General features: G+C 67.1%; 12 protein-coding genes. 9 read left to right on the top strand and 3 right to left on the bottom strand.

Annotated elements, in window-relative coordinates; genetic code table 11:
• The first annotated feature begins 186 nt into the window (after positions 1-186).
• The 6 genes from ACWPN7_RS34200 (at position 187) to ACWPN7_RS34225 (ending at position 7,789) form a co-directional block, all read left to right on the top strand.
• A complete protein-coding gene (locus tag ACWPN7_RS34200; protein WP_459197926.1) occupies positions 187-1,677 on the top strand; it encodes a glycosyltransferase in 1,491 nt (496 codons plus the stop codon).
• On the top strand, positions 1,667-1,966 hold the full coding sequence (locus ACWPN7_RS34205) for a hypothetical protein (RefSeq protein WP_459197925.1): 300 nt from the start codon (positions 1,667-1,669) through the stop codon (positions 1,964-1,966). The genes ACWPN7_RS34200 and ACWPN7_RS34205 overlap by 11 nt, the downstream gene beginning before the upstream one ends.
• Positions 1,967-2,249: 283 nt before the next feature.
• Positions 2,250-3,209: a UDP-glucuronic acid decarboxylase family protein gene (locus tag ACWPN7_RS34210; RefSeq protein WP_103040889.1), complete on the top strand. Its 960-nt coding sequence runs from the start codon at positions 2,250-2,252 to the stop codon at positions 3,207-3,209.
• 44 nt (positions 3,210-3,253) lie between these two features.
• Positions 3,254-4,339: a GDP-mannose 4,6-dehydratase gene (gene gmd / locus ACWPN7_RS34215; RefSeq protein WP_103040888.1), complete on the top strand. Its 1,086-nt coding sequence runs from the start codon at positions 3,254-3,256 to the stop codon at positions 4,337-4,339.
• A gap of 140 nt (positions 4,340-4,479) precedes the next feature.
• Positions 4,480-5,922, top strand: a complete 1,443-nt coding sequence (locus tag ACWPN7_RS34220; protein ID WP_103040887.1) for a mannose-1-phosphate guanylyltransferase/mannose-6-phosphate isomerase — start codon at positions 4,480-4,482, stop codon at positions 5,920-5,922.
• A gap of 10 nt (positions 5,923-5,932) precedes the next feature.
• Positions 5,933-7,789, top strand: coding sequence for a glycosyltransferase (locus ACWPN7_RS34225; protein WP_459197924.1), 1,857 nt, complete (start codon positions 5,933-5,935; stop codon positions 7,787-7,789).
• A gap of 83 nt (positions 7,790-7,872) precedes the next feature.
• Here ACWPN7_RS34225 and cysN read toward each other — a convergent pair whose 3' ends face one another.
• Both cysN and cysD read right to left on the bottom strand, forming a co-directional pair.
• Positions 7,873-9,771 carry a sulfate adenylyltransferase subunit CysN gene (gene cysN, locus ACWPN7_RS34230; protein WP_459197923.1) on the bottom strand — a complete coding sequence of 633 codons (1,899 nt, stop codon included), beginning with the start codon at positions 9,769-9,771 and terminating at the stop codon, positions 7,873-7,875.
• Positions 9,771-10,664 (bottom strand): sulfate adenylyltransferase subunit CysD, encoded by an 894-nt coding sequence (cysD, locus tag ACWPN7_RS34235; protein ID WP_459197931.1) that lies wholly within the window; start codon positions 10,662-10,664, stop codon positions 9,771-9,773. Before cysD ends, cysN begins: the two co-directional genes overlap by 1 nt.
• 578 nt (positions 10,665-11,242) lie before the next feature.
• On the opposite strand from cysD, the gene ACWPN7_RS34240 reads away from it, so the two are divergent.
• Entirely contained in the window at positions 11,243-12,178 is a 936-nt protein-coding gene (locus ACWPN7_RS34240; RefSeq protein WP_040138461.1) for a replication protein RepA, read from the top strand.
• 203 nt (positions 12,179-12,381) lie between these two features.
• Here the strand turns inward: ACWPN7_RS34240 and galE are convergent, their stop codons facing one another.
• On the bottom strand, positions 12,382-13,380 hold the full coding sequence (gene galE / locus ACWPN7_RS34245) for a UDP-glucose 4-epimerase GalE (protein ID WP_103040883.1): 999 nt from the start codon (positions 13,378-13,380) through the stop codon (positions 12,382-12,384).
• A 660-nt stretch (positions 13,381-14,040) separates the two neighbouring features.
• Between galE and ACWPN7_RS34250 the strand changes: the two genes are divergently transcribed.
• Together ACWPN7_RS34250 and ACWPN7_RS34255 are read left to right on the top strand one after the other, a co-directional pair.
• Positions 14,041-15,009 carry a calcium-binding protein gene (locus tag ACWPN7_RS34250; protein ID WP_103040882.1) on the top strand — a complete coding sequence of 323 codons (969 nt, stop codon included), beginning with the start codon at positions 14,041-14,043 and terminating at the stop codon, positions 15,007-15,009.
• Positions 15,010-15,213: 204 nt separating this feature from the next.
• Positions 15,214-19,356, top strand: a complete 4,143-nt coding sequence (locus ACWPN7_RS34255; protein WP_459197922.1) for a glycosyltransferase — start codon at positions 15,214-15,216, stop codon at positions 19,354-19,356.
• Positions 19,357-19,386: the final 30 nt, after the last annotated feature.

A 19,386-nucleotide genomic window follows, 5' to 3' on the forward strand; every position in this document is an offset into this window, starting at 1 on the left:
GCCGGGCGAGTGTGTTACCGCCTGACCATGGCCTTGCGGACACGACCGTGGCTGCGGGTGCCGGTTTGGCAAGGGACGGCCACAATCCAGGATGGCCGTATCGTCACGCGGTTTCCCGTCCCTTCCCCGCCGGCCGGGCCGCCCATCCGCGCCGCGCCCCACAGGGCCGCACCGAAACGCCGAGCCATGCCGCCCTCCCTCATCCATCTCGACCCCGGCCCGCCGCCCCACGCCGCCACCCATCACGATCTGGTCTGGGCTTTCTCGGGGTGGGCCTGCCGGGAAGGTTGCCGTCTGCGCGCGGCGGACCTGCGGGTGGGCGATGCCCGCTTCCCCGCCGACACAGGCGCCGTCCGCCTCGACGCCGAAGCGGCGCAACTCCGTCATGGTCTGGCGCCGGCGGTCCTGGACTGCGGCTTCTGGGGCGTCGCCGTGCTGCCGGCGGGCGGGTCCTGGCACAGCCTCCAGCCGGTCATGCTCCTGGAATGGTCGGACGGCACGCGGGAGGAGTGGCCCGCACGCGCCTTCGCCGGCCCCGGTCCGTCATCCGGGGCGATTGTCGACACGTCCGCCGATCGGAAGCCTGCCGAAGATATCCCGCTGGTCGCCATCGCCATGGCCACCTACCAGCCCGATCCCCCCCTGTTCCAAGCCCAGATCGCATCGATCCGGAACCAGACGCACGGGCGCTGGGTCTGCCTCATCGAGGATGACGGGTCGGACGACGCCCATTGGGCCGTCATCACCGCCGCGATCGCCGGAGACGCACGCTTCCTGGCGCGGCGCAACACCACCAACCTCGGCTTCTACCACAATTTCGAACGGGCTTTGACCCGCGTTCCGGCGGAGGCCGCCTTCGTCGCCCTGGCCGACCAGGACGACCGCTGGGCGCCGGAGAAGCTGTCGGTCCTGGTCGGTGTCCTGGCCGGACGGCCGGACGCCATGCTGGCCTTCTCCAACATGACGGTGGTGGACCGGAATGGCCGGCTGCTTTCCGAAACCTTCTGGCCCGGCCTCGACAGCCGTCACGACAACCTCGACGCGCTGCTCATGGCCAACGTCGTCACCGGCTGCGCGTGTCTGTTCCGGGCGTCCCTCCTCCAACTGGCCTTGCCCTTCCCGGCGCTCGGGCGGCTCGCCTACCACGATCACTGGATCGCCTGCTGCGCGACCGTGGCCGGCGGCATCGCCTATGAATCGCGGGCCCTGGCCGGCTATGTCCAGCATGGGGGCAACAGCCTGGGCTACCGCCGCCGTCCCGGCCTGCGGCTGGCGTCCAGGATCGCAGCGTGCCTTCTGCTGTCCCCGGCGATCGCCCTCGCCGGCCAGTCGGCGATGGTCCGGCGCCGGCTGTCCCAACCGCTGAAGCTGCTGGTCAGCCTGCCGGACACGGAGCTGGTCTGCCGCACGGCCTTCGCCGAAACGCTGCGGCGGCGGGCGACGCTGGACGACGATGGCCGGCGGGCGGTGTCCACCTTCGCGCCCGGACCGCGCATCGGCCTCCGCCTGCTCGCCGCCCTGCTGCGGCCCGACCGGCGGGGAAAAGCCTTCCGGGGGGTCGCCGCACGCCTGTTCACCGGCCGGGTCATCGCCCGCCTGATGAGCCTCCTGGCCCGCCTGCGCCCGCCGCCCGCCGCGGGACGCACGGTCACCGGGGAGCGGGGGCATGCCGGATGACCCTCCATCCCCGCCTCCATCCCTGTCCATCCCCGCAACCATGGCGGAAGCCCTGTCGGCGTTCCATGCCGGCGGCCGGGACGAGGCCGGACGGATCTGCGAATTCCTGCTGGCCAGGGACGGCGCGCCGGACCCCGACGCGCTGCACCTGCCCAGCCTGATCGCCTTCAGCGCCGGGAGCTGGATCGCGCCTGCACTCTCCTGGAGCGGGCCGTCGCCGAACGTCCCTCCGCCGTCCACACGCTCACTCTCGGCGCGGTGCGGCTGTTCGGATGCATGCCGGGCGTGACCACCGTCACCGCCATGGACGAGCCGCCGCCGCCGTCTGGAAGGAGCGTCCAGGGACGGACGACGGTGCCCTGCAACCGCCGCCGGCTGCGCCCCTCATGAGCGTCCCAGATCGTCCGGGCATCCGCCCCCGGGGGCCGTCCCACGCCGGAAGCGGGCCTTCCGGGCCGAATTTTGGCACCCTCCCGGAAACGCTCTGGATCGTTGCGCGCCGGGCGTTGTCCTGATAAGCCGGTTTCCTGCGTCGCCCGGCAACCAGAACGTCTGCTTCAGAAGGAACCTCCATGGTCAAGCATCGCGGCTACAGCCAACGTGTGCTGGTCACGGGAGGGGCGGGTTTCCTTGGGTCGCATCTGTGCGAGCGGCTGATCGAGCGCGGCGACGAGGTCCTCTGCGTCGACAACTACTTCACGGGCGCGCGGCGCAACGTGGCGCATCTGATGGCTTCCCCGAACTTCGAGCTGATGCGCCACGACGTCACGTTCCCGCTGTATGTGGAAACCAACCGGATCTTCAACCTGGCCTGCCCGGCCTCCCCCGTGCATTACCAGTACGACCCGGTCCAGACCACGAAGACCAGCGTGCATGGGGCGATCAACATGCTGGGGCTGGCAAAGCGCACCGGCGCCACGATCTTCCAGGCATCGACCTCCGAGGTTTACGGCGATCCATCGGTCCATCCGCAGCCGGAGGACTATTGGGGCAACGTGAACCCGATCGGCCCCCGCGCCTGCTACGACGAGGGCAAGCGCTGCGCCGAAACCCTGTTCTTCGATTATCACCGGCAGTACAAGCTGCCGATCAAGGTCGCCCGCATCTTCAACACCTACGGCCCGCGCATGCACCCCAGCGACGGGCGCGTGGTGTCCAACTTCATCATGCAGGCGTTGAAGGGCGAACCGATCACCGTGTATGGCGAAGGCCAGCAGACACGGTCCTTCTGCTACGTCGACGATCTGATCGACGGATTCCTGCGTTTCATGGACACCGGGCCGGAACACAGCGGCCCGCTCAACCTCGGGAATCCCACTGAGTTCACCATCCTGGAACTGGCCGAACTGATCATTGAGCTGACCGGGTCGACATCGACCATCCAGCGCCATCCCCTGCCCCAGGACGATCCCAGGCAGCGCCGGCCCGACATCACCAAGGCCAGGGCGCTGCTCGATTGGGAGCCCCGGGTGCCGCTTCGGGACGGCCTGGAGCGGACCATCGCCTATTTCCGGAAGAATTTCTTCGATTGACCCTCCCCATCGGCCAGCCCAGGGCCACAGATATGGAAGATGCCTTGAACAAAGTTGCCTTGATCACCGGTATAACCGGACAGGACGGCGCCTATCTGGCAGAGCTTCTGTTGTCCAAAGGCTACACAGTCCACGGCATCAAGCGGCGCTCCTCCTCCTTCAACACTGAAAGGATCGAGCATCTCTACCAGGATACCCACGAATCCGACGTGCGGTTCAAGATGCACTATGGCGATCTGACCGACGCCACCAACCTGATCCGCATCGTGCAGGAAGTTCAGCCGGACGAGATCTACAACCTCGCCGCCCAGAGCCACGTCCAGGTCAGCTTCGAAACGCCGGAATACACCGCCAATTCCGACGGGCTCGGCACGCTGCGCCTGCTGGAAGCCATCCGCATCCTCGGGATGGAGAAGCACACGCGCTTCTATCAGGCCTCCACGTCCGAACTGTACGGCCAAGCGCGGGAAACGCCGCAGAAGGAAACCACTCCCTTCTACCCGCGCAGCCCCTACGGCGTGGCCAAGCTCTACGCCTACTGGATCACGGTGAACTACCGCGAAGCCTACGGCATGCACGCATCCAACGGCATCCTGTTCAACCATGAGGGACCGACCCGCGGCGAGACCTTCATAACGCGCAAGATCACCCGCGCCGTCGCCGCCATCGACCACGGCCTGCAGTCGAAGCTGTATCTCGGCAACCTGGACGCCCGGCGGGACTGGGGCCACGCCCGCGACTATGTCGAGGGCATGTGGCTCATGCTCCAGCAGGAGAAGCCGGACGATTACGTTCTGGCCACCGGCGAAACCCACCCGGTGCGCGAATTCGTCGAGTTGGCCTTCGCCCACACCGGCCGGACCATCGTTTGGGAGGGTCAGGGCGTGGATGAGAAAGGTTTCGACAGCAGAACCGGGGCCGTTCTGGTCGAGGTCGATCCCCGCTATTTCCGCCCGACGGAGGTGGATCTGCTGCTCGGCGATCCGTCCAAGGCGCGGGCGCGCCTGGGCTGGCATCACCGCACCAGCTTCCTGGATCTCGTGCGGGAGATGATGGAAAGCGATCTCCAGCGCATCCAGAGGGGGCCACACTCCCCGGAAACCGGCATGCCAGGCAGGGGCCGGGAATGATCGGGCCGGCCGACCCGCTTTCTCCTCGCCTTGTCATAGGTTGCGGTCACCTTCCGTTCAGATTTCCTTTGTAAGACAGCATCCGGGTTCCTTCACGCAGTCAGGTCTCCCCGTCGACCGCCGAACCGCAGAGAGCGTTCATGACCGATTCCGTTGCAACCCTGCGCATCCATCCCGTCCTGCTGTCCGGGGGAGCCGGTGTCCGGCTCTGGCCGATGTCGCGCGAGCAGTATCCCAAGCAGCTCCTGCCGCTGTGTTCGGACCGGTCGATGCTGCAGGACACGGCGCTGCGGACCGCCGGGGGCGAGGAGTTCGCGGCACCCCTGGTCATCTGCAACCAGGAGCACCGCTTCATCATCGCGGAACAGCTCCGCCAGATCGGCATCGCCGACGCCAAGATCGTCCTGGAGCCGTTCGGCCGCAACACCGCCGCCGCCGCCGCCCTGGCCGCGCTGATCGTCGCGGAGAGCGATCCCGGCGGGCTGCTGCTGCTCCTGCCGGCCGACCATGTGATCCGCGACGAGCCGGCCTTCCGGGACGCCATCGCCTGCGCGGCGCGCGTCGCCGCCGCCGGTTACCTGACCACCTTCGGCATCGTCCCGACCGCGCCGGAAACCGGCTACGGCTACATCCGCCACGGCGCCCCGATCTCCGGCCACGACGGCGCGCACGCCGTCGCCGCCTTCGTCGAGAAGCCGCCGCGCGCCGTGGCCGAGACGTATCTCGCCGAAGGCTCCTATTTCTGGAACAGCGGCATGTTCATGCTGCCGGCCGCGCTCTTCCTGAGCGAGCTGGAGCGCTACGAGCCGGCGGTCCTGGCCGCCTGCCGGGCGGCGCTCGCCGCCAGCAGGACCGACATGGACTTCGTCCGTCCCGATGCCGACGCCTTCGGCGCGGCGCCCTCCATCTCCATCGACTACGCGGTGATGGAGCGGACCGGGCGCGCGGCGGTGGTGCCCTGCTCGATCGGTTGGACCGACGTCGGCGCCTGGTCGGCGCTGTGGGAGATCGGCGCCAAGGACGAGGCCGGCAACGTCTGCCAGGGCGACACCATCGCCTGGGAGAGCCAGGGCTGCTACGCGCGCAGCGAGGGAACAGCGCTCGTCGCCCTGCTCGGCATGACCGACACCGTCGTGGTCGCCACCGAGGACGCGATCCTGGTCGCCGCCAAGGACCGGGCCCAGGACATCAAGCCGATGGTGGAGCGGCTGAAGAAGGACGGCCGCAGCGAACCGCTGCTGCACCGTCGCGTCTACCGGCCCTGGGGCTTCTACCAGTCGCTCCACTCCGGCGACCGCTTCCAGGTCAAGCGGCTGACTGTCAAGCCGGGGGCGCGCCTGTCCTCGCAGATGCACTATCACCGCGCCGAACATTGGGTCGTGGTGAACGGCACCGCCCTGGTCACCCGCGGCGAGGAGCAGATCCTGCTGCGCGAGAACGAGTCCGTCTACATCCCGCTGGGCACTCTGCACCGGCTGGAGAACCCCGGCAAGGTGCCGCTGAACCTGATTGAGGTGCAGTCCGGCTCCTATCTGGGCGAGGATGACATCGTCCGCTTCGACGACACCTATGGACGGGTGTAGACGCACCACCATGACCCAGGCAACCCATTCCCCCATCGACCAGCCCGCTCCGGAAATCACCCAGGCGCCGCTCGTTTTCGTGTGGCTGGCGCGTGGCGACGTGCGCCAGGGGCTGCCCACCACCGCCCCGGAGGCGCGCCACCGCTTCCTGGCCTGGTGGGCGCTGTTCGGCCGGGCGGAATACGCGCATCTCGGCGATCCCCTGCCCGCTGCGCATCGGGCCTGGCTGTCCGCCCCGGCGCCCAGCCTGCCGCAGGACACCGGCTTCCCGATCAGCCGCCTGATGATCGAGGCCTGGAACTGGAGCGCCGAACTCCGGGAGCGCTTCCCGCTGGATCGCCGGGAAGGACGGATCGCCTTCGCCCGCTGGTTCATCCTGGAAGGGATGGTCGATCACGATCTCGGCAGCTTCCTGTCGGAGGAGCAATGGGCGGCGATCGCCACCCCCGGTGCCGGGGTGGCCGCCGGGCTGGCGCCGCTCGACGGGCTGCTGCTCGCCCTGTGGGAGAGCGAGCCGGAACTCCGCCAGTCCCTCACCCTGACCAGCCCCGCCGGCCGCGAGCGCCTGCTCCGCTGGTACCAGGAGAACGGGGCGCGGCTGCACGCCGAGGGCCGCCTCGCCCACGACTTGGCCCGCCGGGCCCGCACCCCGCGCGCACCGGGTCCCTCCCCGCTGCCGGCCGCCGCCCCCCGCCCGACGAAGCCGGACGAGCCCTTCGGCGTGAACCTGATCGGTTTCGCCCACGGCGAACTCGGCATCGGCGAGGACGTGCGCATGATGGCGCGGGCCTGCACCGCCGCCGGCATCCCCTTCAGCGTCTTCGACGTGCCGATCCGGCTGTCGAACCACCGCTCGGCCGACCGCCGGTTGGACGGGCTGACCAGCCGCGACCGCCCCTATCCGGTCAACGTCTTCTGCCAGACCGCCTTCGACACCGCCGCCCTGCTGCTGGAGCATGGGCCGGGTCTGTTCCAGGACCGGATCAACATCGGCTACTGGCCGTGGGAGCTGCCGGACTGGCCGGACGCCTGGACACCCGCCTTCGATCTGGTGGACGAGGTCTGGTCCGCCAGCCACTACACCCAGGAGTCCATGGCGCTGAAGGCGCCGGTGCCGGTCGTCCACATGCCCATGGCGGTGGAGGCCCGGCTCTCCCGTCCGTATCGCCGGGCCGATTTCAAGCTGCCGGAGAACTGCTTCCTCTTCCTCTACACCTTCGACTGGAACTCCTACCCGGCGCGCAAGAACCCGGCGGCCGCGATCGCCGCCTTCAAGGCCGCCTTCCCCGATCCGGCCACCCCGGTGGCTCTGGTCCTGAAGACGATGGGGGCCGTGGAGGGCGCCATGGAGAAGGACCCGCAATGGCGGGCCCTCGCCCAGGCCATCGCCTCCGACCCGCGCATCGGCGTGATCAACACCGTGCTCGACCATGACGCGGTGCTGGGCCTGTGCTCGGTCTGCGACGCGGTGGTGTCGCTGCACCGCTGCGAGGGCTACGGCCGCACCCTGGCCGAGGCGATGCTGCTGGGCAAGCCAGTGATCGCCACCGGCTGGTCGGGGAACGCCGACTTCTGCACCGCCGAGACCGCGGCGCTGGTGCCGGTGCGCGTGGTCCCGGTGGGGCAAGGGGAGTATCCGCACGCCGAAGGCATGGTGTGGGGCGATCCGGATCACGCCGTGGCGGTCGAGGCCCTGCGCCGCGTCGCCGGTGATCCCGCCTTCCGCAACCGGATCGCTGCGAACGGACGCGCCTTCATGGAACGCTGGGCCGATCCCGCCCACATCGGACAGCGTTACCGCATGCGTCTCCAGACCCTGCGTCGCGCCCGCAAGGACCGTCCGGGAGCGTCCGCCGTCCCCGGATAAGGGGAGGCTTCCGGGGGGTGCGAAACGGACGGACGCGGACAGGGAAACGGGGGCAGGGAAACGGGAACGGAGGACCGCCGGCGTCAGATCACGCCGCGGGTCTCCAGCATTGCCATGACACGGGCCGCCAGTTCCTGCGGCGTATGATCCCCGGCGTGCAGGTGCAGTTCCGGGACTTCCGGCGGCTCGTAGGGGCTGTCGATGCCCGTGAAGTTCGGCAGCTGTCCGGAGCGGGCCTTTCGGTAGAGGCCCTTGGGATCGCGCGCCTCGCAGGTTGCGAGCGGCGCATCGACGAAGATCTCCAGGAACTCGCCGTCCTCCATCAGGTCACGGGCCATGCGCCGCTCGTTGCGGAAGGGCGATATAAAGCTGGCCAGGACGATCAGCCCGGCTTCGGTCATCAACTTGGCCACCTCCGCCACGCGGCGGATGTTCTCCACCCGATCCGCGTCGGTGAAGCCCAGGTCCTTGTTCAGCCCATGGCGGACGTTGTCCCCGTCCAGGCTCATGGTCCGGCGGCCCCGGTGGTGGAGCTCCTGCTCCACGAGGTCGGCGACGGTGGACTTGCCGGCTCCCGAAAGGCCGGTGAACCACAGCACGCACGGCTTCTGGCCGTTGACGGCGGCCCGCGCGGCCTTGTCGACCCTCATCCTCTGCCAGTGGATGTTCGACGCCCGGCGCAGCGGAAAGCCGATCATCCCGCAGCCGACCGTGGCGTTGGTCATGCGGTCGATCAGGATGAAGCCGCCGGTTTGCGGGTTCTCCCTGTAGGGATCGAAGGCGACGGGCCGGTCGAGCGCCAGATTGCACAGGCCGATCTCGTTCAGGCCGAGCTGCCGGGCGGCGGAGTGCTCCAGGCTGTTGACGTTGACGGCGTGCTTCAGCTCGGTGACCTGCGCACCCGCGGTGGCCGTGCCGAGACGCAGGACATACAGGCGCCCGGGCAGCAGGGGCTGCTCGCCCATCCACAGGATATGGGCCGCGAACTGGTCGGAAACCTCGGGCCGGTCCTCCATCGCCGCGATGACGTCGCCACGCGACACGTCCACCTCGTCGGCCAGCACCAGGGTCACGGCCTGATGGGCGACCGCACTGTCGAGATCGCCATCCATGGTGACGATGCGCGACACGCTGGTGGTCCGCGCAGCGGGCAGGATCGCCACCGGATCGCCGACCCGGATGGTGCCGCCGGCGATGGTGCCGGAGAAGCCGCGGAAGTCCTGGTCGGGGCGGTTGACCCACTGGACCGGCATGCGGAAGGGGCGGCGAAGGGCGTCGCACGCGATCTCCATCGTCTCCAGCCGGCCGAGCAGGGTCGGCCCCCGGTACCAGCCCATGGCCACCGACGCCGTGACCACGTTGTCTCCGGTCAGGGCGGAAAGCGGAATGCAGTCGACGCCGGAAATGCCCAACCGGGCGGCGAACTCCCGGTATTGCGCGGCGATGCGGGCGAAGACCGCCTCGTCCCAGCCCACCGCATCCATCTTGTTGACCGCAAGGACGACGTGCCGGATGCCGAGCATCGCGACGATATGGCTGTGCCGGCGCGTCTGGGTCAGGAGGCCCTTGCGCGCGTCCACCAGAAGAACCGCCGCATCCGCCGTGGAAGCGCCGGTCGCCATGTTCCGCGTGTACTGCTCGTGACCGGGCGTGTCGGCGACGATGAACGCGCGCCGGCTGGTGGTGAAGAAGCGGTGGGCGACGTCGATGGTGATGCCCTGCTCGCGCTCCGCGGCCAGACCGTCCACCAGAAGCGCCAAGTCCAGCTGGCCGGTTCCGGTCGTCCCATAGCGCCGGGAATCCCGCTCGAGGCTGGCCAGATGATCCTCGCACAGCCGCTTGCTGTCGTAGAGCAGGCGGCCGATCAGGGTGGACTTGCCGTCATCGACCGAACCGCAAGTCAGAAAGCGCAGAAGTTCCTTGCCCTCCTGCTCCCGCAGGCAGGCATCGACCGTGGCGGCGGCGTCATGACGATCCGGCATCAGAAATAGCCTTCCTGCTTCTTGATCTCCATGGACGCCCCGGCATCCTGATCGATCAGCCGGCCCTGGCGCTCCGAGGTGGTCGTGCGCAGCATTTCATCGATGATTTCCGGCAGGGTTTCGGCACGGCTCTCGACGGCGCCGGTGAGCGGGTAGCAGCCCAGTGTGCGGAAACGTATCCAGCGCATCTCCGGTGTCTCTCCCGGACGCAGCGGCATGCGGTCGTCGTCCACCATGACGAGCATGCCGTCACGCTCGACCACGGGGCGGGAGCGCGCGAGATACAACGGCACCACGGGTATCTTTTCCTTGTGGATGTACAGCCAGATGTCGAGTTCCGTCCAGTTGGACAGGGGAAAGACCCGCATGCTCTCCCCTTTGCAGACACGGCCGTTGTAGAGGCACCACAATTCCGGGCGCTGGTTCCTGGGATCCCAGTGATGATTGGCGGTGCGAAAGGAGAAAATGCGTTCCTTGGCGCGGGACGTCTCCTCGTCGCGGCGGGCCCCGCCGAAGGCCGCGTTGAAGCCATGCCGGTCGAGCGCCTGCTTCAGGGCCTGTGTCTTCATCACGTCGGTGTGCACGGTGGAGCCGTGGGTGAACGGCCCGATCCCCTCACGCACACCGTCCTGGTTGATGTGGACGATCAGGTCCAGCCCCAACTCCATGACCCTCTGGTCGCGGAACGCGATCATTTCGCGGAACTTCCATGCCGTGTCGACATGAAGCAACGGAAATGGCGGCTTCGACGGATAGAACGCCTTCATCGCCAGATGCAGCATCACCGAGCTGTCCTTGCCGATCGAATAGAGCATGACCGGCCTGTCGCACTGGGCCACGACCTCGCGCATGATGTGAATACTCTCGGCTTCCAGCCTCTGCAGGTTGGTCAACCGGCCGGCAAGCGACGAAGAAAAACCCATCGGGGCGACACCCTGTTGCGACGTTGAGACCAAGCGACAATCGTACAACGAATGGTCAGGGAAGAAAGACATAACCGGACAGCCGCCTTTGCCGTCCAGCCTGCACCGCTCCCCGTTTCACCGCCATGTCCAGGCTTGGAGTTTTGTCGCGCCCCTCGACCGTGCCCCGCTATACCCGCCCCGTCCCCTTCGGGGCTGGAGCCGAATCACACCCGGATGACCAGCGCCGACTCCGGAAAAACACTGCATTCCCGATTCGTCAACGACTCGGGGCCGACTCGAAAATATAGAGTTGGAGTCTTGTCGCGGTCCGATAAGCGTCCACAGAAGGCGCAAGCCATCCCCTGGAGTGTTGTCGCGCGAATTTTGGAGTCTAGTCGCGCGAATCGTGATTCGCACCTGGAGTCTTGTCGCACAAACAATTAGATAAACTCTATTAGCCTTACAAATAGTTCGCGCGACAAGACTCCAAATTGCAGCCCCGAAAAAACCGTGATACATCGGACAGGGTCAAATGAACCCGAAACGAGCCATGAGCGAAGCCAGCGATGGGCCAGTTGCACCACCTGATCACCCAAGTGGGACGTGAACAGGCCAAAGCTCTCCAGAGCGAGCCCAAGCGACTTCAGCTAATCGACATAGCTACGGCTGTGCTGGAAGAAGAACGACAAGAACTTGGAATCACCTATTCCGGGTTCGCGTTGACGGCGCTTCCTCACCGGCGGCTTCCCGATGAACAGCCTTGGGAACGGCGAGGTCACAAGATACGTCTTCTGATCGAACCCGGTCGATTGCCGGTGCGTGGTGGTGGCTTCAAACTCTACGGGGTTCCTTACGGCAGCCGGGCCCGGATGATTCTTCTCTATCTGCAGACCCGCGCCCTGCAAACCGACAGCCGCGAGGTCGAACTCGGCCGCAGCATGCACGAATGGCTCGACCGCATGGGCTTGTCGGTCGGGGGCCAGACCTACCGCGACATCCGCGAACAGGCATCCCGCATTGCCGCCTGCAACCTGACCTTTGCCTGGGAAGACGCCAACAGCCTGGGTTTCGAAAAGGATTCCATCGTCAAGGGCGGTATCCATTTCTCGACCGCGGATTCCCAGCAGGGCACCCTGTGGGAAGATCGGGTCCTGCTCTCCGAAGCGTTCTTCCGCGAATTGAAAGCCCATCCCGTCCCGATCTGGGAACCGGCACTGCGGCACATCCAGAACAACAGCTCCAGCATCGACATCTATATCTGGCTGGCCTACCGGCTGCATGTCCTGAGCAGGCCGACGACCATCACCTGGCCCGCCGTGTTCGAGCAGTTCGGCGCCGGCTATTCCCGTCTGCGCGATTTCCGCAAGCGGTTCGTGGAAGCGCTGCAACTGGCTCTTGCCGTCTACCCGGACGCCCGCGTGGATGTGGAGGAGCATGGGTTGCTTCTCCATCCCTCGCCTCCCCCCATTCCGGAACGCAAGGCCCAACAGCTGAGCCGGTAAGAGCCGCCATCGCGGCCCTCCAGGCGCGTGCAACGGCAAGCGGGCAGCACCGATGCGCTCATCCCCACCGTTTCGGGAACGAGCGCAAAACCCGATTCATGGGACTTGCGCTCCCCGAAAGTTGACGGGGCCGGGCCTGGGCGACAAGACTCCAACCCCCCTCTCTCCCGACAACATTCCAAAAGCGGAGAAGGCGGACCAGATCAGACGGTCACGCCCACCAGCTTGCGCTCCCAAGCGAGGGCCGAGGACACGATGGTGTCGAGGTTGTCGTGACGCGGCGACCAACCGAGCTCGCTGACGATCCGCTTCTGAACGGCGATCAGTTCCGGCGGGTCGCCGGCACGGCGACCGACCACCTTCACCGACAACGGCTTGCCGGCGAACCGCTCCACCGTGTCCAACACTTCACGCACCGAATAGCCGTAGCCATAACCGCAGTTGAAGATGCCGCTCTCGCCGCCGCGTTCGAGATGGCGGAGCGCCGCGATGTGGGCATCGGCGAGATCGGACACATGGACGTAATCACGGATGCAGGTGCCGTCCCGCGTTGGATAATCGTCGCCGAACAGCATGATTTCCTCACGACGGCCGACCGCAGCCTCGCAGGCGATCTTGATGAGATGCGTGGCGGCCTTGGAGCATTGCCCCGCCCGGCCCTTTGGATCGGCTCCGGCGACATTGAAATAGCGCAGGGCGATGAAGCGCAGGCCATAGGCCGCGGCGCCATCGCGCAACATCCATTCCGTCATCAGCTTGGAACGGCCATAAGGGTTGATCGGAGCGGTCGGCGACTGCTCGTCGATCGGCAGAACATCCGGAATGCCGTAAACGGCAGCCGTCGACGAGAAGATGAAGCGCTCCACGCCCGCCCGGACGCAGGCTTCGATCAGGGTGTGGCTGTTCAATGTATTGTTACGGTAGTAATCGAGCGGTGCCTGCACGGATTCAGGCACGACGATGGAACCGGCAAAATGCATCACCGTACGGATGCCATGCTGACTGATTACATCGGCCAAGCAAGCCGGGTCACCCACGTTGCCATGGACGAAGGGCACATCCGCCGGCACCGCCTCGCGCCGGCCGGTGGACAGATCATCGATGACAACGGCTTGGTAACCCGCTTCGCCCAGCGCCAGAACGGCGTGCGCGCCGATGTATCCGGCTCCCCCGGTGACCAGGACGGTCGTTTGTCCGCTCATGCCCTTAACCTCTCCAGTCAGTCCACGATGCCTAGGCGGATTTTAGAACGGGGCGTCGGCCCTCCTGATCCGGTCATTGGGTGGCGTGAGCTGGAAATAACCGGTTAGGACCTTCCGCGAAGATCAAGGGGGGTACCACTTGTGACAAATGAAACGCGGGCGTTTTCCCCTTTCCAGCCAGTAGCAGCCCCTGCCACCATGCTGCAACCCCCTATTGATCCCCGGTTTAAGTTCCCCCCTCCTCTGCGCGCCGGGTTGTTCTTCCATAAAGAAATAAATGCTATAATAATTTTCGGTATAGCGAAATTTTTCACAATTAAAACGACATATTGTTCCAAAAACGTTTTGGGATACTCCCGTAATAATTGATGATCTGACGATTCATTCCGAATATTTACTTTGACTCCCCAAGTATTCCGCATCTACGCACAAAACGACGAGAGTCGCTCCCTCCCCACCGCCTCCCTATGGCCCGGAAAAATAAAACGTTTCAACTCAATGGGTTGCAAGGTTTTTCCCGCCTTTTGTGCATTGCGTTACGTGAATGTAACACAATGGATTAGGTCCCCCGGCTTAACCACTTTGCGCTTGCGATACCTAATAGAGTGAGGTATCTACCCGCATAGACCTTAGGGACTAAATCATTGCGGGGGCATGACAATGGCGATTACGGGCTCGATCGACGGCGGCAACTTCTCCAATCCGACGAGTGTCGGCGTCACCTCGACGGTCGTTGGCGCGGTTCTCTCCAACGCGACGCTGGTCAACACCAGCACGCTCGAGATGGGGAAGATCGTGACGAATGATGGCACGGACGGCATCATCACGCTGGACGGCGCGCCCGACAACGGCGGCGTCGTTGTGACGGCCGTGACGGCCGCGACCGTCGTGGGCGGCAGTGGCGTCAACCAGCTCATCGCGTCGAACGACGCCTATCTCACGACGATCACCACCGGCACCGGTTCGGGCACCGTGATCGGCGGCGCCGGCGGGCAGCTCCTCGGCACCGCGGCCGAGGTGGGCGGTTCCTACCAGATCTATGCAGGCTCGGGCGACGACACCGTCATCGCCGCGTCCGGCAACAACACGATCACCTCGGGCCACGGCAACAACATCGTCGCGGCCTTCGGCGGCAACAACGCCATCGTCGCCTCGGGGACCAACGACACCGTTATCGCCGCCGGTGGCAACAACCTGATCCTGGCCATCAATCCGGGCGGCATGCTCGCCGGTCTCGGCGGCAACACCACGATCGTCGGCAGCTCCGGTGACGACTTCATCATCGGCAGCAGCGCGTCGGACGCGACCTTCATGGCGGACGGCGGCGCCGGCAACGACGTCATCTTCGCGGGCAAGGGCACCAACGCTCTGCTCGGCGGCGAAGGCCGGGACATGTTCGTGTTCAGCAGCGTCTACGGCGGCGGCAAGTCCGTCATCGGCGATTTCAAGGCCGGCACGGACACTCTGGCCATCTCCGGCTACTCCGGCCTGACGGTCGGCAGCCTGCTGAACAGCGCCGTCAACACCGCGAACGGCGTCGTGATCACCCTGGGCCAGGACAACACCACCATCCTGATCTCCGGTGTGACCGACAAGAACACGCTGAACGGCTCGATCGTGATCGGCTAACAGCCTCTGCTGGGAGCCTTAGTTGGGCCTGTCGAACGTTCGGCAGGCCCAATTTTATTGGTGCGAAAATTTACACGCACCATTCCTGTCCGATCTATAGTCCGTTTCCAGCCGGCGTCGATGCGCCATGCCGGAAGGCTGGGGCGCCGCCTGGCTTTTCGCTGCCGACGCCATCGGGTTGATCACATCGCGGTTTGTTGCCCCATGACACGCACAGCTTGGCTGACCACCGCGGGCGATCGTCTGGACGCGATGCTGGCCGAGGCCCGCCTGGACGATGCGGAAGCCCTGGCTCATCAACTTCTGGGCATCAAGGACGAGCACCTCCGTGCCGTCATCGCACTGGCCCGTTGCGCCGCCGCGCGTGGGGACATTCCCACCGCCCTGCGCTGGAGCGAACGGGCGGCCCGGCTGGATCCCAACGACCATTCCCTGGCCGCCTTCCACGGCACCCTGCTGGTCGCCGCCGGCCGGCGCGACGCGGCCCGCCCCATCCTGGAAAGGCTGCTTGCCATCACGCCGCTCGCCATGCCCGGCGTGGCGCTCGCCCAACTCCTGCTGCTCGACGGCGATGCACGGACGGTCGACCTGCTGGCGCGGCTGCTTGCCGACTATCCGGTGTCGGCAACGCCCCATCTGGCCAATCTGGCCGGGGCGGTCGTCGAAGCGACGGAGCGGCCCGGCTGGGTGGCGGTGGACCTGGGAACACGCCTTGCCGGGGCCATCCGCCGGCCTGCCGGGACGAGGGACGGCGTCGTGTGGATCGGCGTTCCGGGAGCCTCGGGAACCGATGCCGAGCGACGGACCCTTCTGACGGCACCGCTCGGCGCGTTTCTGGCGCGTTTCGCCGATGCTGCGGAAACGGACGGCCGGGACGACGACTCTCTCGTCCGCTTCTCCGTCACCCTGGACGCGGAGGCCGGACGGCTGGCCGGCGCCCCGGATCTGGGCATGACTCTCGACGGGGTGCCGCTGTTCGGCACGCCGCTGCGCCTACCGCGCCGCCTGGAGGCGGAAGGGGCCGTGGACGTGGACGGGGGCCGGCTTTACGGCTGGGCGTGGTTGCCCGGCAACCCGCAGGCTTCGGCCACGCTGCGCATCACCGACGCGCAGGGGCGCTCGATCCAGCGGGCTCCCGACCAGCGTCTTGCGGAGGCCCGGAGCCTGGGGCTGGACGAGGGGCGGCAGGCTTTTTCCATCGACCTCATGGACAGCGGCCTGGCCCCCGGTTTGCTGACCGTCACCGCCGGGCCCGAGGACACGCCGCTGACCGGCAGCCCCCTGCGCTGGACGGAGGGTCGTCTCCAGACCGTGCCGATGCCCATCGGGCCGCGCCCCCGCCGTGACGGCACGGTTTCCATCGTTCCAACCCCTATCGTTCCAGCCGGGGCGATCGACATCCTTATCCCGGTCTATGCCGGGCGGGCCGAAACGATGGCCTGCTTGCAGGCGGTCCTGGAAAGCGTGGCCTGCCTGCCCTGCGACGTCGTGGTGATCGAGGACGCCAGCCCCGAACCGGCGCTGGTCGAGGATCTCCGGGCGCTCGCCGAGCAGGGGCGGATCACGCTGCTGTCCAACGCGCGCAACCTCGGCTTTCCGGCCACGGTGAACCGGGGATTCCAGCTGCATCCGGACCGCGACGTCGTTTTGCTGAACGCCGACACGCTGGTCGCCGGGGACTGGCTGACACGGCTGCGGGCGGCCGCCTATTCCGCGCCCGACATCGGCACGGTTACGCCCTTCTCCAACGACGCCACCATTCTCAGCTATCCCGGCGGCGACGAAGAGGACGATGCGCCGCCCGGTCCCGAGGAGACCGCCGCCCTTCACGACGCGGCAGCCCGTGCGAACAACGGGCGGGTGATCGATCTGCCGACGGCGGTCGCCTTCTGCACCTACATCCGGCGAGATTGTCTGACCGAGACCGGTCCCTTCGAGGAAGTGCTGTTCGGGCGCGGTTATGGCGAAGAGAACGACTTCTGCCTGCGCGCGCACCGTCTCGGCTGGCGCCACGTGGCGGCGGCGGACGCCTTCGTCGCCCATGTCGGCGGGCGGTCCTTCGGCCGCCACAAGCGGGTTCTGACCTGGCGCAACATCCGGGTCCTCAACCGCCTGCACCCCGGCTACGACGCGCTGGTCGGCGATTTCCTGAAGCGGGACCCGCTGGCCGGAGCGCGTCGCGGGCTCGACCTTGCCCGTTGGATGGCCCCTCGCCGGACCGGCGGCGCGCCGGCGCCGCTGGTGGGGGGTGAGGGGCCGGCGGACGTGATGGCGGCGGTCCTGGTGATCACGCTCGACCTTGGCGGCGGCGTGTCCCGCCACATCGGCGAGCGCCGCCACCGCCACGCGGACGAAGGCTTGCGCACGCTGCTGCTGGCCCCCCACGCCGTCGGCGAGGATGGCCCGCCGGAGCTGTGCCGGCTGGAGGACCCGCAGCGGCGCGACCTCCGCCATCTGATCTTCCGCACGGCGGAGGAGGTCGACCTTCTGGTCGGCGTGCTGCGCCGCGCGGGGGTGGTGCGGGTGGAGATCCACCATGCGCTCAACCACGATCCCTCGGTGCTGGACCTGCCGTCCCGGCTCGGCGTGCCCTACGACATGGTGATCCACGACTACAGTTGGATCTGCCCGCGCATCACCATGATCGGCATGGATGGCCGTTATTGCGGCGAGCCCGCGCCGTCCGTGTGCGAACTGTGCGCCGTCCAACCGGGGCCGCGCATCGACGAAGCGATCTCGGTCGCCGACCTGCGTCACCGTTCGGCCCGCCTGATCGCCGGCGCCCGCCGGGTGATCGTGCCCAGCGGCGACGTCGCCCGGCGCCTGTCGCGCCACGTCCCCGGAGCTGCCCTTGCCATCGAGGATTGGGACGCCGCCGCTCCGGCCCCCCGCCCCCGTCCGCCGCGGCCGCCCGGCGAACGCTGGCGGATCTGCCTGATCGGCGCCATCGGCGACCACAAGGGGCGGACGATCCTTCTGGAATGCGCGCGGGACGCGGTGCTGCGCGACCTGCCGCTGGAATTCGTCATCGTCGGCTACACGGACGACGACGGGCCGCTGTTCGCAACCGGCCGGGTCTTCGTCACCGGACGCTTCCGCGAAGAGGAGGGGGAGGCGCTGGTCCGTGCCCAGGACGCCCATCTCGCCTTTCTACCGTCGATCTGTCCGGAAACCTGGTGCTACGCCCTGTCCACCGCCTGGAAAGCCGGTCTGGAGGCGGTCGCCTTCGACATCGGCGCGATCGCCGAGCGGATCGGCAGGAAGGGCGGCGGGTGGCTGCTGCCCACCGGCTTGACCGCGGCGGCCATCAACGATGCATTGATTGGTGTTCTTGACGATTCTACGCCGTCTGGCGTAGCACTCCTTCCCGTCGGCGACACCGTATCCGCGACCCCGGTGTGCCGGAACGCACCATCCGTAGAGGCCGATTCCGCTTCCACCCGCCCGCAATCTTCCGAGGGAACATCGCCCATGTTCGGTTCCGTGACCGCGCCCGTATCCGCTCCCGCCTCCGACGCCCAGCTTGGCCAGATCACGGCGACCGCCCAGAAGATCATTTTCAAGCCCGGCCTCTTCTCGGTGGTCGTGGTGGGCGGCGGCGGCGTGACCGCTCCGGACGAATTTCCCCTGCCGAGCATCCACCTGGCGGAAGCCCCGAACAACCCGGCGGGCGGGCGCGTCAGCATCCTCGGCTCGCAGCCCGGCGGCTGGCTTGCCAAGCCGGGGGACGCGCTGGTGGTCAAGGTGGAGGGCGAGCCGGTGAACATGATCCTGACCTCCTACACGAACGGGAAGTCTCCGGAGAGCAGCCTGAACATCCAGATAACGCGCATGGACGTGGTGCCGGCGGCGCCCGGCGCGGGGCCTGCCATGCCGGCGGTGCCCGTTGTGCCTGCGGCGCCTGTCGTGCAGGCGCCGCCGCGCACCGTGCCGCTGGACATCATGATGCACATGCAGCGGGTCGGCGATCTCAAATTCTCGAACGGCGACTGGGCCGGTTCTCCGGGCCAGAGGCTCTGGGTGGAAGGCTTCGCCATCGTTCCCACCGGCGTCCTGGCGCCCGGCGACATCGAATACAAGGCGCTGACGGCCAACGGCTGGGAGACGCCGTGGGTCGAGGGCGGCAAGCTGTGCGGCAGCCGCGGCATGGGCACGCCGCTGGTCGGCTTCGCCATCCGTCTGCGCGGCGCGGCGGCGGAGCGGTTCGACTGCCTGTACGAGGGCGCCTTCGTCAGCGGTCAGCGCACCACGCAGTACCGCAACGGCACGCCCTGCCGGTCCGACGTGATCGGCGATCCGTTGGAGGGGATGCTGCTGCGCGTCGTCGAGAAGGGGGCTGCGGCCTGAGCGTGCGGGACCTTTTGCATCGCGTGGCGT

The organism is Azospirillum sp. UENF 312511 (assembly GCF_058780635.1).

Excerpts from the sequence above, each read along its gene's own strand:
- ACWPN7_RS34200 (WP_459197926.1), top strand. The coding sequence starts at position 187 with ATGCCGCCCTCCCTCATCCATCTCGACCCCGGCCCGCCGCCCCACGCC.
- ACWPN7_RS34205 (WP_459197925.1), top strand. The coding sequence starts at position 1,667 with ATGCCGGATGACCCTCCATCCCCGCCTCCATCCCTGTCCATCCCCGCA.
- ACWPN7_RS34210 (WP_103040889.1), top strand. The coding sequence starts at position 2,250 with ATGGTCAAGCATCGCGGCTACAGCCAACGTGTGCTGGTCACGGGAGGG.
- ACWPN7_RS34220 (WP_103040887.1), top strand. The coding sequence starts at position 4,480 with ATGACCGATTCCGTTGCAACCCTGCGCATCCATCCCGTCCTGCTGTCC.
- ACWPN7_RS34225 (WP_459197924.1), top strand. The coding sequence starts at position 5,933 with ATGACCCAGGCAACCCATTCCCCCATCGACCAGCCCGCTCCGGAAATC.
- cysN (WP_459197923.1), bottom strand. The coding sequence starts at position 9,771 with ATGCCGGATCGTCATGACGCCGCCGCCACGGTCGATGCCTGCCTGCGG.
- ACWPN7_RS34240 (WP_040138461.1), top strand. The coding sequence starts at position 11,243 with ATGGGCCAGTTGCACCACCTGATCACCCAAGTGGGACGTGAACAGGCC.
- galE (WP_103040883.1), bottom strand. The coding sequence starts at position 13,380 with ATGAGCGGACAAACGACCGTCCTGGTCACCGGGGGAGCCGGATACATC.
- ACWPN7_RS34250 (WP_103040882.1), top strand. The coding sequence starts at position 14,041 with ATGGCGATTACGGGCTCGATCGACGGCGGCAACTTCTCCAATCCGACG.
- ACWPN7_RS34255 (WP_459197922.1), top strand. The coding sequence starts at position 15,214 with ATGACACGCACAGCTTGGCTGACCACCGCGGGCGATCGTCTGGACGCG.